The sequence below is a fragment of the Massilia varians genome (assembly GCF_027923905.1).
Classification (GTDB): Bacteria; Pseudomonadota; Gammaproteobacteria; order Burkholderiales; family Burkholderiaceae_D; genus Telluria; species Telluria varians_B.
Map to the genome: position 1 here is coordinate 5287430 of NZ_AP026966.1, position 15518 is coordinate 5302947.

Here is a 15518-nt window from a genome sequence, read left to right on the forward strand (position 1 = left end):
GTGATACATCAGGCCTGCGGCCACGCCTGGCATATCGTCGGAGCAGGCCTGGGGCCAGGCCCGCTCGTCAGGCAACAGGCTCGAACACCAGCCTGTTTACAGCTCGTCGTCGTCGGGAGCGCCCTGCATTGCGATCCGTGCAGCGCGTTGGGAGAAACCACGCTGCAGCATGAAACGCATCTGCTTGGCACGCTCAGCCGCATCGGCGGCGACGGTGCCGAACTTGCGCCGCCAGACTTCGGCGGCGCGTGCGGTTTCGCTGTCGGCGAGCGCGGCCTTGATCTCATCCAGCGCTTCGCCGTTGAGGCCGTGGCTTTGCAGCTCGGCCATCACACGGCTATTGCCGAAGCGGCTTGCCTTCCTGTTGATCAGGGATTCGGCAAAACGCTCCTGCGACAGCCAGTTGTTCTTCTCGAGGAAATCCAGGAGGGCTTCCACGTCATCGCCCGGCTCGGCATAACGGGCCAGCTTGCGCCCCAGCTCGAGCCGGCTGTGCTCGCGCATCGACAGGTAGCGAAGCGCGCGCGCTTTCAGGCTCAGCTGGGGTGCAGGCATCGACTACGTCCGCGAACCGGCGATTACTCGCCGACTGCCTTGAGCTTGTCCTTGCCGCTGTCTTCGACAGCAGCCAGGACCGGCGGCAGTTCGCGCACGCCCAGCGCAGCACGGACCTTGTTCTCGATTTCGCGTGCCAGTGCCGGACGCTCTTTCAGGAACTGACGGGCGTTGTCCTTGCCCTGGCCGATGCGTTCGCCGTTATAGCTGTACCACGAACCGGACTTCTCGACGATCTTGTTGTCGGCGCCCAGATCCAGGATTTCGCCTTCGCGCGAAGTGCCTTCTCCATACAGGATGTCGAAGTGGGCTTCCTTGAACGGCGGCGCGATCTTGTTCTTGACGACCTTGACCTTGGTTTCGTTACCGATCACTTCGTCACCCGACTTGATCGAGCCGGTACGGCGGATGTCCATGCGCACGGAGGCGTAGAACTTCAGCGCGTTACCGCCGGTGGTGGTTTCCGGGCTGCCGAACATCACGCCGATCTTCATGCGGATCTGGTTGATGAAGATGACCAGGGTGTTGGTGCGGTTGATCGAGCCGGTCAGCTTGCGCAGGGCCTGCGACATCAGTCGCGCCTGCAGGCCCGGCAGCGAGTCGCCCATGTCGCCTTCGATTTCGGCGCGCGGGGTCAGTGCCGCCACCGAGTCGATGACCACCAGGTCGACCGAGCCCGAACGCACCAGGGCGTCGGTGATCTCGAGGGCTTGCTCGCCGGTGTCCGGCTGCGAGATCAAGAGGTCGCCCAGGTTGATGCCCAGCTTCTGCGCATAGGTCACGTCGAGCGCGTGCTCGGCGTCGATGAAGGCGCAGGTGCCGCCCAGCTTCTGCATCTGGGCGATGGTCTGCAGCGTCAGCGTGGTTTTACCCGACGACTCCGGACCGTAGATCTCGACGATACGGCCGCGCGGCAGGCCACCGACGCCCAGCGCGATGTCCAGACCCAGCGAGCCGGTGGAAACAGTCTGGACTTCCTCGACCGGTGCGCTGGTGTCCATGCGCATGACCGAGCCCTTGCCGAACTGCTTTTCAATTTGCGCCAGGGCGGCGGCCAGCGCCTTGCCCTTTTCAGCGGCGTTTACTGCGGTTTTTTTGTCGTCCATGGTGTACTTTCAGCTGTGGAGTAGGCAAGGTAGGGGCGCTACCACGCAAATCAAGGTCACTACTGTATAAAAACTCAGTGGTTTGAACAAGCGAAATCAAGTCACTACTGTATATAAATCCAGTGGTTTAGGCAAGCGAAAAAAGTCGCGGTGTTGCTATCCGTAAGACTCGCATTGTTGCGATAAATCAAACACAATAGGGCCTGTCAAAGGTCTAACGAAATACTGAGGTAGCCCCATGCGAATTCTGCTCGCCGAAGATGATAGCGTACTTGCCGATGGGCTAACGCGTTCCCTGCGCCAGTCCGGCTATGCCATCGATTGCGTCAAGAACGGCCAGGATGCCGATACGGCCCTGTCCACCCAGGAGTTCGACCTCCTGATTCTCGACCTCGGCCTGCCCAAGCTGTCCGGCCTGGAAGTGCTGCGCCGCCTGCGCGCGCGCTCCTCGCTGCTGCCGGTGCTGATCCTCACCGCCGCCGACTCGGTCGAGCAGCGCGTCGAGGGCCTCGACCTCGGCGCCGACGACTACATGGCCAAGCCCTTCGCCCTGTCCGAGCTGGAGGCGCGGGTGCGCGCCCTCACCCGGCGCGGCGCCGGCGGCGGCCCCGCCGTGGTCCGGCACGGCCCGCTGGTGTACGACCAGGTCGGCCGCAGCGCCTACATCAACGACCAGATGCTCGACCTGTCGGCGCGCGAGCTGGGCCTGCTGGAAGTGCTGCTGGCGCGCACCGGGCGCCTGGTCTCCAAGGAGCAGCTGGTCGACCACCTGTGCGAATGGGGCGAGGAAGTCTCGAACAACGCCATCGAGGTCTACGTGCACCGGCTGCGCAAGAAGATCGAGGTCGGCGGCGTGCGCATCGCCACCGTGCGCGGCCTCGGCTACTGCCTCGAGAAGTACTCCGACGCCCCGCGCGCACCGGCCCCAGAAAACAAGTGAACGAGCACGAAGGCGGGCATGCCGACACGCCGCCAGGCGCGGGGCAGGACCCGTTCGCGCCCTTCCCGGCGGGCGGGCACCGGCCCTGGGTCCCGCCCAATCCCGAACCCGACGAGAACATCCGCCATTCGCTGTTCGGCGAGATCCTCGACTGGATGCTGGCCCCGCTGCTGCTGCTGTGGCCGATGAGCATCGCGATCACCTACCTGGTGGCCAAGTCGATCGCCAACCAGCCTTTCGACGACGCGCTGGAAGACCGCGTCACCGTGCTGTCGCAGCAGATCCGCACGGTGGCCGGCCGGCCCGAGGTGCAGTTGCCCGGCAGCGCGACCGACGTGCTGCGCGCCGACGACGTCGACAGCGTCTATTTCCAGATCAGCGGGCCGGACGGCGCCCACCTCGACGGCGACCGCGACCTGCCGCGCCCGCGCCGGACCGGCCCCGACGCCGACGAACGCAGCCCCAGCGGCACCGTGGTGTTCCGCAACGACAGCATCCACGGCACGCCGGTGCGGGTTGCCTATTCCTGGGTCAACCTCGATCCGCTGCGCCCACGCCCGGCGGGCGCCGCCCCCAGCCTGGCCCTGGTGCAGGTCGCCGAAACCCTGGACAAGCGCGCCCACCTGGCCAACGAGATCATCAAGGGCGTGATCCTGCCCCAGTTCATCATCCTGCCGGTGATCCTGGCGCTGGTCTGGTTCGCCCTGTCGCGCGGCCTGTCCCCGCTGGCCGAGCTGCAGGAGCGCATCCGCGCGCGCGCGCAGGACGACCTGTCGCCGATCGACCCGCGCCAGGTGCCGGAAGAGATCTCGCCGCTGGTCGGCTCCTTCAACGACATGCTCGAGCGCCTGGGCCAGACCGTCGAGATGCAGAAGCGCTTCATCGCCGACGCCGCGCACCAGATGAAGACCCCGCTGGCCGGCATGCGCATGCAGTCCGAACTGGCGCTGCGCCAGGTCGACCCGGGCGAGATCCACCGCTCGCTCGAGCAGCTGGCCAAGAGCTCGGAATCGGCCACGCGCCTGGTCAACCAGCTGCTGGCGTTGGCGCGCGCCGAGAACCAGCCGCACGCCGGCCTCGCTTTCGAAGACATCGACCTGGCCCAGCTGGCCCGCGCCACCGTGCAGGACTGGGTGCAGGCCTCGTTCGCGCACGGCATCGACCTCGGCTACGAATCGCCCGGATCGCCCGACATGCCCGCGCACGAAACCCTGCACATCGCCGGCAACGCGCTGATGCTGCGCGAACTGCTGTCGAACCTGATCGACAACGCGCTGCGCTATACCCCGCAGGGCGGCAGCGTCACGGTGCGCGTGCGGCGCGACGGCGAGCATGCCCTGCTCGAGGTCGAGGACACCGGCCCCGGCATCGCGCCGAGCGAGCGCGCCAACGTGTTCGAGCGCTTCTACCGCATCCTCGGCAGCAACGTGCAGGGCAGCGGCCTGGGGCTGGCGATCGTGCGCGAGATCGCCCAGCAGCACGGCGCCGAGATCGACATCTTCAACAATCCGCGCAGCCACTCGCCCAAGTATCCGGGCAGCCTGTTCCGCCTGACCTTCCCGCCTCCCGTCCATGAACCCATCGATGCCGACTGATTCCCCGACTGCGCCCAGCGATCCGCATGCGCGCCTGGCAGCCGCCCGCGCCGCGCACTGGCAGGCCACGCGCCGGCTGACCGCGGCGCTGCTGGTGGTGTGGCTGTGCACCGGCTTTTGCACCGTGTTCTTCGCGCGCGAGCTGTCGCGCTTCACCGTGTTCGGCTGGCCGCTGTCCTTCTACATGGCGGCGCAGGGCGCCTCCCTGGTCTCGCTCGCCGTGATCGTGTTCTACGCCTGGCGCATGCGCCGGCTCGACCGCCTGTATCCGGACGCCGCGCGGGAGCGCGCATGAGCGCGAAGAAGCCGCCCTATTTCCGCAAGCTGTCGCGCTACTACCTCTGGTACACCGCCTGCTTCGCCCTGTTCCTGGTCGCCCTGGCCCTGCTCGAGCAGGAAGGCATGCCGCGCCTGTGGATCGGCTACATCTTCATGTTCGCCACCATCGTCCTGTACGCCACCATCGGCGTGGTGGCGCGCACCTCGAACGTCACCGAGTACTACGTGGCCGGGCGCCGGGTGCCGGCCCTGTTCAACGGCATGGCCACGGCCGCCGACTGGATCTCGGCGGCCAGCTTCATCAGCCTGGCCGGCGGCCTGTATCTGTATGGCTTCGACGGCCTGGCCTACATCATGGGCTGGACCGGCGGCTTCGTGCTGGTGGCCCTGCTCATCGCGCCCTACCTGCGCAAGTTCGGGCAATACACCATTCCGGACTTCCTGGCGGTGCGCTATGGCGGCGGCGCGGGCGGGCGCGGCGGGCCGGTGCGGGCGCTGGCGGTGGCCGCCACCATCCTGGTGTCCTTCACCTACGTGGTGGCGCAGATCTATGCGGTCGGCCTGATCGCCTCGCGTTTCACCGGCGTCGATTTCTCGGTCGGGATCTTCCTCGGCCTCGCCTCGATCCTGGTGTGCTCGTTCCTGGGCGGCATGCGCGGCATCACCTGGACTCAGGTGGCCCAGTACATCATCCTGCTGGTGGCCTTCCTGATCCCGAGCATCTGGCTGGCCGCCAAGCATGCCGACAACCCCATCCCGCAGGTGGCCTACGGCTCGCTGCTGACCAAGCTGGCCGCGCGCGAACAGCAGCTGGAGAAGGACCCGCGCGAGGAACAGGTGCGGGCCGAGTTCCGGCGCCGCGCCGACGAGTACGCCGCGCGCCTGGCCGCCCTGCCGGGCTCGTGGGAGACCGGCAAGCTGGAAGCGCAGCGCAGCCTGGCAGCGGTACGCGCCAGCAATGCCTCGCTGGTCGAGGTGCGCCAGGCCGAGCGGGCCCTGAATACCTACCCGGGGTCGGCCGACGAGGCGCGCGTCCTGTGGCTCGAGCAGCGCGACGCCAACCTGGCGCGCGCCCGCCCGCCAGTGCCGCACACGGTGCCCTTCCCCGGCGCCACCGAAGAGGAATCGGACAAGCGCCGCAACAACTTCCTGGCCGTGGTGTTCTGCCTGATGTTCGGCACCGCCGCCCTGCCCCACATCCTGATGCGCGCCTACACCACGCCCTCGGTGAACGAGACCCGGGTGTCGGTGTTCTGGACCCTGTTCTTCATCCTGCTGATCTACCTGACCATCCCGGCGCTGGCGGTGCTGGCCAAGTACGACATCTATACCGCACTGGTGGGCAGCGATTTCTCGGCGCTGCCCACCTGGGTCTCGTACTGGGCCAGCGTGGACAAGGTCAACCCCCTGCTCAGCATCGCCGACATCAACCGCGACGGCGTGGTGCAGCTGGCCGAGATCGCGATCGACGCCGACGTGCTGGTGCTGGCCACGCCCGAGATCGGCGGCCTGCCCTACGTGATCTCGGGCCTGGTCGCCGCCGGCGGCCTGGCCGCGGCCCTGTCCACGGCCGACGGCCTGCTGCTGGCGATCTCCAACGCGCTGTCGCACGACGTGTACTACAAGATGGTCGATCCGGGCGCCTCGACCCAGAAGCGGGTGACGATCTCCAAATTGCTGCTGCTGGCGGTGGCCTTCATCGCCGCCTACAGCGCCTCGCAGAAGCCCGCCGATATCCTGTCCCTGGTCGGCGCGGCCTTCTCGCTCGCCGGTTCCACGCTGTTTCCGGTGCTGGTGCTGGGCGTGTTCTGGAAGCGCGCCAACCACATGGGAGCGATGGCGGGCATGGTCACCGGCTTCCTGGTCTGCCTGTGGTACATGCTGCGCGCCAGCCCGACCCTGGGCGGCAGCCTGGACCAGTCCTGGCTCGGCATCCAGCCGCTGGCGGCCGGCGTGTTCGGGGTGCCGGCCGGGCTATTGGCGACGGTGATCGGCAGCCTGCTGAGCGCGCCGCCGAGCCATGCGAGCATGGGCATGGTGGATTACATCCGGGCGCCGGAGGAGGAGCCGTAGAGCATTGCGCACTCCTGGTTGTGCGTCGGCGCGACAGCATATATGCATGGGGCATGGATCTCATCCAAAGGGTTCCGGTGAGCGGCGGCGGCTGCTATTGTTGGGTCGCCTTTTTCCGGAACGACTCACTTCACGATTTGACATGACACCATCCCTCTTGCGTGCACTGGCCGGCGCCGCGCTGGCCGCCAGCGTCGCCTGCGCCCTGCCTGGCGCCCACGCGCAAACACAGGCGCCGGTCCCGGCCGTGGCTTCCGTGCCGCCGATCGCCAGCTTCTTTTCCGGTTCTCCGGTCAGCGACGCCAAGCTGTCGCCGAACGCGCGCTACCTGGCCGCGCGCTCCAGCACACCCGACCGGCGCGACGCGCTGGTGGTAGTGGACCTGCAGTCCAACAGCGCCAAGGTCGTCGCCTCGTACACCGACGCCGGCATCGGCGAGTTCCAGTGGATCAGCAACGAGCGCCTGCTCTTCGACACCCGCGAGAAAGGCGTAGGCGAGGGCAACAGGCGCTATGCGCCCGGTCTGTACGCCGTCGACCACGACGGCGGGCGCTTCGTGGAACTGGCCGACCGCACCGGCTATCGCGCGACCCACGGCACGCGCAGCACGCGCAAGGTCCTGCCCTGGCACACCTATATGCTTGACAAGGAAGGCGCCCAGGATTCGGAGTACGTGTATGTCACCAGCAACAATCTCGACGCCGCGCGTGAGGTGCGCAGTGTCGACCTGCTGCGCCTGAATACCCTGACCGGGGCCACGCAAACCGTACCCCGCCCCGTCGCCAACGTGCGCAGCTGGACACTCGACCACAAGGGCGAACCGCGCCTGGCCACCTCGCAGGAGCGCGACACGACCACGCTGCATTACCGCGATCCGTCGAGCCAGGCGTGGCGCGTGCTGGCCAGCTTCCCGACCTTCGGCGATGGCAGCAAGGAGCTGGATCCGATCGGTTTCGCGTCGGACGGCAAGCTGTTCGTGCGGGCGCGTAGCGGCGGACGCGATACGACCTCGGTCCACGTTCTCGACCCGGCCACCGGCAAGATCGACCCGCAGCCGGTGCTGGTCACCGCCGGCTACGACTTCGACGGCAGCCTGGTGGCCAACCGCGACAAGGTGCTGGGCGTGCGCTTCCGCACCGATGCCGAGTCGAACGAATGGTTCGACCCGGGCATGAAGACGATCCAGGCCTCGGTCGACAAGCTGCTGCCGTCGACCATCAACATCGTCTCGGTCCCGGCGCAGCCCGAGTCGCCGTGGGTGCTGGTGTGGTCGTACTCGGACGTCATGCCCGGCACCTACTCGCTCTACAACACGCAGACGAAGCTGCTGAACAAGATCGCCGACGCGCGTCCGAAGATCAATCCGGGGCAGATGGGACGCCAGCAGTTCGTCCGCTACAAGGCGCGCGACGGCCTGGAGATCCCGGCCCTGCTGACGCTGCCGCCGGGCGCGAAGCGCACCGGGCTGCCGATGGTGGTGCTGGTCCATGGCGGCCCCTGGGTGCGCGGCGCCTCCTGGGGCTGGCACCCGTACTCGCAGTTCCTGGCGTCGCGCGGCTACGCCGTGCTCGAGCCGGAATTCCGCGGCAGCCTGGGGTTCGGCCTCAAGCATTTCACGTCCGGCTTCAAGCAATGGGGCCTGGCGATGCAGGACGACGTCGCGGACGGCGTGCGCTGGGCGGCGGACAAGGGCATCGTCGACATCAAGCGCGTCTGCATTGCCGGGGCCAGCTATGGCGGCTACGCCACGCTGATGGGACTGGTGAACGATCCGGACCTGTACAAATGCGGCATCAACTGGGTGGGCGTCACCGACATCAAGCTTCTGTACAACGGCGGCTGGAGCTTCGCCAACGACACTTCGGACGAGTTCAAGGCCTACGGCATGCCGGAAAGGGTTGGCGACCCGGTCCAGGACGCGGCCCAGTTCAAGGCCACCTCGCCGATCGAGCAGGCCGCCCGCATCACCCAGCCGCTGCTGCTGGCCTACGGCGGCGCCGACGAACGGGTGCCCATCAACCACGGCACCAGGTTCCGCGACGCCGTCATGAAGACCAACAAGAACGTCGAATGGGTCGAGTATCCCGAAGAAGGTCACGGCTGGTCGCTGCCGAAGAACCAGGTCGACTTCTGGGACCGGGTCGAGCGCTTCCTCGACCGTCACATCGGCGCCGGCGCGGCGAAATAGCAGGACACGACAACACCGCAATCGGGATAGGGGCAGTCAGCATGCTGACCGACCCCTCCCACACCACCCGGCATGCGGGTCCGCACCGGGCGGTTCGAGTAGTTGAGGTTAAGTGAGGCGAGGCATGCCAAGACGGTCAAAGTAGCCAATCGTCAGGACGTTGTTCAGGGCAAGCCTGCTGTTGCGCCACCAGCTGCGGTTGTTCCCCGCAACCAGAGCAGCGACTTTCGGCGTTGCCCCCAACTTTCGCAGCTCTCGATAGATGGTAGGCCCACATCGCCACTGTTTCAGGTGAATTGCACGTAGACGGTGGCGCATCCACTTGTCCAGCTCTCGCAGGGCAGTCGGGGTTTGCGCCAGTCCGAAATATGCTTTCCATCCCAATACGTAGCTACGCAGCCCATCAATTACCTCGGCAATGCTGCGTCCACCTGATCGACGAGTAAGTTGCCTGATCTTCTGCCGGAATGCCTCCAGCGCCTTCTTCGACACCGCGCGTTTCACCTCGCCTTCAGGGCCCATCCACAGCTCATAGCCCAGGAATTTGCGGCCAAACGCCCGGCTCACTGCACTTTTCGATTCGTTGATCTTCAGGTGCAGCTTGTCGTACCGGCGCTTGAGCAAGATCATTACCCGCTCGCCTGCCTTCTGGCTGCGCACGTACACGTTGCAGTCATCGGCATAGCGGGCAAAGCGATGCCCCTGTCGTTCCAGCATCCGATCCACCTCGTCGAGAAGCACGTTGGCCAGAAGCGGCGAGAGCGGTCCGCCTTGCGGCGTCCCTTCTCCCCGCTCGACCACCACGCCGCCATCCATGATCCCCGCGTTCAGGTAGGCGCGTACCAGCCGGATAACTCCGGCGTCGTTCACGCGTTTCCTTAGGCGGTCGATCAGGATGTCGTGGTTGACCCGATCAAAGAACTTCGACAGATCGACGTCGACCACGGTGCGGTAGCCTTGTTGCACGTATTGCTGTGCTGCAAGCACGGCATCACGCGCACGCCGGCCGGGCCGGAACCCGTGGCTGTGTTCACTAAAGGTGGGATCGATCAGCGGTTGCAGCACCTGCAATAGTGCCTGCTGAATCAAACGGTCGGTCACGGTGGGTATTCCCAGTTCACGCTCGCTTCCGTCCGGCTTTGGAATGCCGACGCGCCGCACCGGCATGGGTCGGTACGTGCCTTCCAACAGTTGCTTCCTGATGGCAGGCCAAGCGTGCTTCAGGTGCTGTCCGGTCTGGGCAATGTCCAGACCATCGACGCCTGCGGCTCCCTTGTTCGTCTTCACGCGTTTCCACGCGCGTTGCATGTTCTCCCTCGCGAGCGCTTGCACAAGCAAGTCTCGCCCTGTGTCTTCCAGTTCCTGTCGCGGGAGTCGTGTTTCATCGCTGGTTGCATCGGACGAGGCTTCACCCCGCCTTGCCGCGACCCGCCCCGCTGATGCGGGCATCTGATGCCGTACACGATTCATCGACAAGTTGTTCGACACTCCTACTCGTTCAGCCCTTCGCTGAAAAAAAAACTCAGCTACTATGGCCTCTGCTGACTTCTCGCTCCGTGTCGCCACGTCGCCCTTTCAGGCATGAGGCGAGATCTCCCCAAGGTAAGAACGCACTCCTTCCCTGCACAACCGCCGAATTTACGCCGCCTCGCTTTGACCACAAGAGCTTCGCGGAATGTTGCCCGCTCGCCCTGCTCGGCAGCGCCTTCTATTCGGTTCTTGTCCATCGGCTCGCAGTTTCGCTCCACGCTTCCTCCCCACGCTCGGTCGCCCTTACGCAGTTGCGCTTCACTTCGCTCGCTGTGGTCAGCTTACGGCGGGACTTGCACCCGCAAGAGTGCGCCCATGCTGGGCGCACAACAAAAACGGACGCCTCGGCGTCCGTTTTTGTTCGCATCAGAAGATCGCTTACTGCACGATCGTCTGCGCCTGGCCTTCCTCGCGCGCACGGATCTCGCCGATGCGGTACACGGTCTCGCCGGCCGCCTGCAGCTGCGCCATGGCGGCGTCGGCGTTGTCCTTCGAGACGATCACGGTCATGCCGATGCCGCAGTTGAACACGCGGTGCATCTCCGCATCCGCCACGCCGCCGTGCTGCTGCAGCCACTGGAACAGCGGCGGCATGGTCCAGGACTTGGCGTCCAGCACGGCGGTCAGCTGGTCGCCCAGCACGCGCGGGATGTTCTCGACCAGGCCGCCGCCGGTGATGTGCACCATGCCCTTCACTTCCATCGATTGCATCAGGGCCAGCAGCGGCTTGACGTAGATGCGGGTCGGGGCCATCAGCACGTCGGCCAGCTTGCGTCCGTGGAAGTCGGCTTCCAGGTCCGGCTTGGCGACCGAGATGATCTTGCGCACCAGCGAGTAGCCGTTGGAGTGGATGCCCGACGAGGCCAGGCCCAGCACCACGTCGCCCGGGACGATCTTGCTGCCGTCGATGAGCTGCGACTTCTCGACCGCGCCGACGGCGAAGCCGGCCAGGTCGTATTCGCCGTCCGGGTACATGCCCGGCATCTCGGCGGTCTCGCCGCCCAGCAGGGCGCAGCCGGACTGTTCGCAACCCTGGGCGATGCCCTTGACCACGGCGGTGGCGGTCGGCACGTCCAGCTTGCCGCAGGCGAAGTAGTCGAGGAAGAACAGCGGTTCGGCGCCCTGCACCAGGATGTCGTTGACGCTCATCGCGACCAGGTCGATGCCGACCGTGTCGTGGCGGTTCAGCTCGAAAGCGAGCTTGAGCTTGGTGCCGACACCGTCGGTACCCGACACCAGGACCGGTTCCTTGTACTTCTTGCTGATCTCGAACAGACCGCCGAAGCCGCCGATGCCGCCGAGGACACCTTCGCGCATGGTGCGCTTGGCAAACGGCTTGATCGCTTCGACCAGGGCGTCGCCCGCGTCGATGTCGACGCCGGCGTCGCGGTAGGAGAGGGAAACATTAGATGGTTGGCTCATGGTATTTGGCAGCGGAGGCGGTAAAATAGAAGGCGGCGACCCAAACCTGGTCAATCCGCTATTTTAGCAAAACAGCCTCTATCGAACTTCCGTTTCTACTTGGCTTAACAGAATAACAATATCGGCATGCCCTTTTTCCTGATCCCGGAGCCTACACAATCCACGTGCCGACTGGCGCTCCGGCTGGTGGTGCAACGATGAACTCCAGCACAGGCTTGATAACGCCATGAAACAGCTGGTGCTCGATTTAGGCGCCGAACCGGCGCACAGCCTCGACACCTTCCAGGTGGGCGAGAATGCCGAACTGGCGCACCTGATGCACCAGTTCGCGCAGCGTGCTTCGCGCGAGCATTTCGCCTACCTGTGGGGCGACACCGGCGCCGGCAAGACCCACCTGCTGCAGGCGCTGGCCGCCAGCCCGGCCTCGCGCTACATCCCCTTCGATGCGCCGGAAGACCAGTTCGTGCACAGCCCGGACGTCACCCTGTATCTGCTGGACGACACCGATCGCCTGTCGCCCCAGCGCCAGATCGACGCGTTTGCCCTGTTCAACCAGATCCGCGAGCACGGCGCCTACATGGTGAGCACCGGCCCGGTGCCGCCGGCGGTGCTGGGGGTGCGCGAAGACCTGCGTACGCGCATGGGCTGGGGCCTGGTCTACCAGATCAAGGGCCTGTCGGACGACGAGAAGATCGCCGCGCTGACCCAGGCCGCCGAAGCGCGCGGTTTGACGCTGTCGGCCAGCGTGTTACCCTATTTGTTGTCTCACTTCAAGCGCGACATGCGGTCGCTGGCGACGATGCTGGACGCCCTCGACCAGTATTCGCTCGAGACCCAGCGCCCCGTCACCGTCCCGCTGCTGCGTGATTTGTTGCTGCAAGAAAACCAGCAGTCGGAACCCAAAGAATGAAAAACCTTGCGCTGTTCGACCTCGACCACACCCTGCTTCCGATCGATTCGGATTACGAATGGGGCGAGTTCCTGGTCCGTGTCGGCGCGGTGGACGAAACCGCCTTCCGCCGCCGTAACGACGAATTTTTCGCCCAGTACAATGCCGGCGTGCTCGACCCGGTCGAATACCTCGAGTTCGCCCTCGGCACCCTGGCGCGCTTCCCGCGCGCCGAGCTCGATGCGTTGTACGCGCGCTTCATGCGCGAGGTGATCGAACCCGCGATCCGGCCGCAGGCGCTGGCGCTGGTGCGCCAACACCAGGACGCCGGCGACCTGGTGGCCATCATCACCGCGACCAACCACCACATCACGGCGCCGATCGCGGCGCGCTTCGGCGTGGAACACCACATCGGCGCCATGCCGGAGTACGACGCCGACGGCAAGCTGACCGGCAGGCTGCTCGGCACCCCGACCTCGGGCCCCGGCAAGGTCACCCACATGCATGCCTGGCTGGAGCGCCTGGGCGCGCGCTTCGAGGACTTCGAACGCTGCCACTTCTACAGCGACTCGCACAATGACCTGCCGCTGCTATCGATCGTCAGCCATCCGGTCGCCACCAACCCGAGCGCGAAGCTCGCCGCCCACGCGCAATCGCAGGGTTGGCCAACTATTCATCTCTTCAATGATTAAGAAATTCATCCGCAAGATCCTGGGCGTCAAGGACGACGGCCGCGACCCGACCCAGGCGGTTATCCTGGGTCCTGAAGAGCACAAGATCGACCCGCGCAACGTCTCGCGCAACGCGATCACGGTCACCCAGACGCTGCAGGAAGCCGGCTTCAAGGCCTTCGTCGTCGGCGGCGCCGTGCGCGACCTGCTGCTGGGCGTCAAGCCCAAGGACTTCGACATCGCCACCGACGCCACGCCCGAGCAGGTCAAGCGCCTGTTCCGGCGCGCCTTCATCATCGGCCGCCGCTTCCAGATCGTACACGTGATGTTCGGCCAGGACCTGCTGGAAGTGACCACCTTCCGCGGCAACGGCAGCGACAACGCGCCGAAGGACGAGCACGGCCGCGTCTTGCGCGACAACAACTTCGGCCCCCAGCACGAGGATGCCGCGCGCCGCGACTTCACCATCAACGCGATGTACTACGACCCGGCCACCCAGACGGTGCTGGACTACCACGGCGGCATCGAGGACATCCGCGCCAAGACCCTGCGCATCATCGGCGTGCCGGAAGCGCGCTACCGCGAAGACCCGGTGCGCATGCTGCGCGTGGTGCGCTTCGCCGCGAAACTCGGCTTCACCATCGAGCCGACCACGCGCGCCCCGATTCCCGTCATGGCGCCCCTGATCGACAATGTGCCGGCCGCGCGCGTGTTCGACGAGATGCTCAAACTCCTGCTGTCGGGCCATGCGCTGGCCTGCCTGAAGGAACTGCGCTCGGCCGGCCTGCACCACGGCTTGCTGCCGCTGCTGGACGTGGTGCTGGAACAGCCGATCGGCATGAAGTTCGTGACGCTCGCCCTGGAATCGACCGACGGCCGCGTCAAGGCCGGCAAGGGCGTCTCGCCCGGCTTCCTGTTCGCCTCGCTCCTGTGGCACCAGGTGCTGGAAAAATGGAACGCCTACCGCGCCGCCGGCGAGTCGCCGATCCCGGCCCTGCACCTGGCGGCCGACGACGTGCTCGGCACCCAAACCGAGAACCTGGCCCTGCAGCGCCGCATCGCCACCGACATGCGCGACATCTGGGCCATGCAGCCGCGCTTCGAGCGCCGCACCGGCAAGGCGCCTTTCAAGCTGCTCGAGCACCCGCGCTTCCGCGCCGGCTACGACTTCCTGCTGCTGCGCTGCGAATCGGGCGAACTGCCGGGCGAGATCGGCGAATGGTGGACCGCGTTCTACGCGGCCGAAGGCGGCGAGCGCGAAGCCCTGCTGGCCTCCGCCAGCCAGCGCGGCGAAGGCCGCGGCGAGGGCCAGAAGCGCAAGCGCCCGCCGCGCCGCGGCCCGCGCCGCCGCAACGACGGCGAGGGCGCGCCGGCCGCACAGGGCGGCGGCGAGGAATGATCGCCTACGTCGGGATCGGCGCCAACCTGGGCGACGCCCGGGCCAACGTGCTGGACGCGCTGCGCCGCCTGGCCCTGCTGGACGGTTCGACGATCATCGAAACGTCCGGCCTGTACCGCACCGCGCCGGTCGACTCGAGCGGTCCCGACTACATCAACGCGGTGGCCTGCATCGACACCAGCTTCGATCCCTTCGAGCTGTTGCAGGCACTGCAGGACATCGAACAGGCGCACGGCCGCGAGCGCCCTTACCGCAATGCGCCGCGCACGCTCGACCTCGACCTGCTGCTGTACGGCGACCAGCTCATCGCCACCGACACCCTGACGGTGCCGCACCCGCGCATGCACGAGCGCGGCTTCGTGCTGGCGCCGCTGGCCGAGATCGCCCCTGATCTCGTGATTCCCGGCGTCGGCCCCATCCGCGACCACCTGCCGCTGGTGGCCAGCCAGGCGGTCGAGAAGATAGGCTGAGCATGGGACTGCCCATCTGGTTCCAGACAGCCGGCCTCCTGGTGCTGTCGAACATCTTCATGACCTTCGCGTGGTACGGCCACCTAAAGAGCCTCAACAACCGCGCCTGGTACGTCGCGGCCCTGATCAGCTGGGGCATCGCCCTGTTCGAGTATCTGCTGCAGGTGCCCGCCAACCGCATCGGCCACACCCAGTTCAGCCTGGCCCAGCTCAAGATCATGCAGGAGGCGATCACGCTCAGCGTGTTCGTGCCCTTCGCCATGCTCTACATGAACGAACCGTTCAAGCTCGATTACGTGTGGGCGGCGCTGTGCCTGGTCGGCGCGGTGTACTTCATCTTTCGGTCCTGAGGCTGCACGTTTGCGCCCGGCGCATTACACTACGCGTTTTCGAACGACCGT

General features: G+C 66.1%; 14 protein-coding genes. 10 read left to right on the top strand and 4 right to left on the bottom strand.

What is annotated here, in order from left to right:
• Positions 1-96 precede the first annotated feature (96 nt).
• Positions 97-555: a recombination regulator RecX gene (gene recX, locus MasN3_RS23815; protein ID WP_281910772.1), complete on the bottom strand. Its 459-nt coding sequence runs from the start codon at positions 553-555 to the stop codon at positions 97-99.
• 23 nt (positions 556-578) lie between these two features.
• Complete coding sequence (gene recA / locus MasN3_RS23820; protein ID WP_281910773.1) at positions 579-1661, bottom strand: recombinase RecA; 1083 nt, start codon at positions 1659-1661, stop codon at positions 579-581.
• A gap of 238 nt (positions 1662-1899) precedes the next feature.
• On the opposite strand from recA, the gene MasN3_RS23825 reads away from it, so the two are divergent.
• The 5 genes from MasN3_RS23825 (at position 1900) to MasN3_RS23845 (ending at position 8736) form a co-directional block, all read left to right on the top strand.
• Positions 1900-2601, top strand: a complete 702-nt coding sequence (locus tag MasN3_RS23825; RefSeq protein ID WP_281910774.1) for a response regulator transcription factor — start codon at positions 1900-1902, stop codon at positions 2599-2601.
• A complete protein-coding gene (locus MasN3_RS23830) occupies positions 2598-4196 on the top strand; it encodes a sensor histidine kinase (RefSeq protein ID WP_281910775.1) in 1599 nt (532 codons plus the stop codon). Before MasN3_RS23825 ends, MasN3_RS23830 begins: the two co-directional genes overlap by 4 nt.
• Positions 4186-4491, top strand: a complete 306-nt coding sequence (locus MasN3_RS23835) for a DUF4212 domain-containing protein (RefSeq protein ID WP_281910776.1) — start codon at positions 4186-4188, stop codon at positions 4489-4491. Before MasN3_RS23830 ends, MasN3_RS23835 begins: the two co-directional genes overlap by 11 nt.
• Positions 4488-6548: a sodium:solute symporter family protein gene (locus MasN3_RS23840; protein ID WP_281910777.1), complete on the top strand. Its 2061-nt coding sequence runs from the start codon at positions 4488-4490 to the stop codon at positions 6546-6548. Before MasN3_RS23835 ends, MasN3_RS23840 begins: the two co-directional genes overlap by 4 nt.
• Before the next feature lie 142 nt (positions 6549-6690).
• A complete protein-coding gene (locus MasN3_RS23845; protein WP_281910779.1) occupies positions 6691-8736 on the top strand; it encodes an alpha/beta hydrolase family protein in 2046 nt (681 codons plus the stop codon).
• Positions 8737-8844: 108 nt separating this feature from the next.
• Here MasN3_RS23845 and ltrA read toward each other — a convergent pair whose 3' ends face one another.
• Positions 8845-10206, bottom strand: a complete 1362-nt coding sequence (gene ltrA, locus MasN3_RS23850; protein WP_370662375.1) for a group II intron reverse transcriptase/maturase — start codon at positions 10204-10206, stop codon at positions 8845-8847.
• Positions 10207-10644: 438 nt separating this feature from the next.
• The gene (gene purM, locus MasN3_RS23855; protein WP_281910781.1) at positions 10645-11688 is read right to left on the bottom strand and encodes a phosphoribosylformylglycinamidine cyclo-ligase; all 1044 of its coding nucleotides are present in this window, start codon (positions 11686-11688) and stop codon (positions 10645-10647) included.
• A gap of 226 nt (positions 11689-11914) precedes the next feature.
• Between purM and hda the strand changes: the two genes are divergently transcribed.
• From hda to MasN3_RS23880, 5 genes are read left to right on the top strand one after another with little or no spacing between them, the layout of a single operon-like run.
• Complete coding sequence (hda, locus tag MasN3_RS23860) at positions 11915-12598, top strand: DnaA regulatory inactivator Hda (RefSeq protein ID WP_281910782.1); 684 nt, start codon at positions 11915-11917, stop codon at positions 12596-12598.
• Positions 12595-13269, top strand: coding sequence for an HAD family hydrolase (locus tag MasN3_RS23865; protein WP_281910784.1), 675 nt, complete (start codon positions 12595-12597; stop codon positions 13267-13269). Before hda ends, MasN3_RS23865 begins: the two co-directional genes overlap by 4 nt.
• Positions 13262-14647 carry a polynucleotide adenylyltransferase PcnB gene (gene pcnB / locus MasN3_RS23870; RefSeq protein WP_281910786.1) on the top strand — a complete coding sequence of 462 codons (1386 nt, stop codon included), beginning with the start codon at positions 13262-13264 and terminating at the stop codon, positions 14645-14647. Before MasN3_RS23865 ends, pcnB begins: the two co-directional genes overlap by 8 nt.
• On the top strand, positions 14644-15117 hold the full coding sequence (gene folK, locus MasN3_RS23875; protein WP_281910789.1) for a 2-amino-4-hydroxy-6-hydroxymethyldihydropteridine diphosphokinase: 474 nt from the start codon (positions 14644-14646) through the stop codon (positions 15115-15117). The genes pcnB and folK overlap by 4 nt, the downstream gene beginning before the upstream one ends.
• 2 nt (positions 15118-15119) lie before the next feature.
• Positions 15120-15467, top strand: coding sequence for a DMT family protein (locus MasN3_RS23880; protein ID WP_231056248.1), 348 nt, complete (start codon positions 15120-15122; stop codon positions 15465-15467).
• Positions 15468-15518 lie beyond the last annotated feature (51 nt).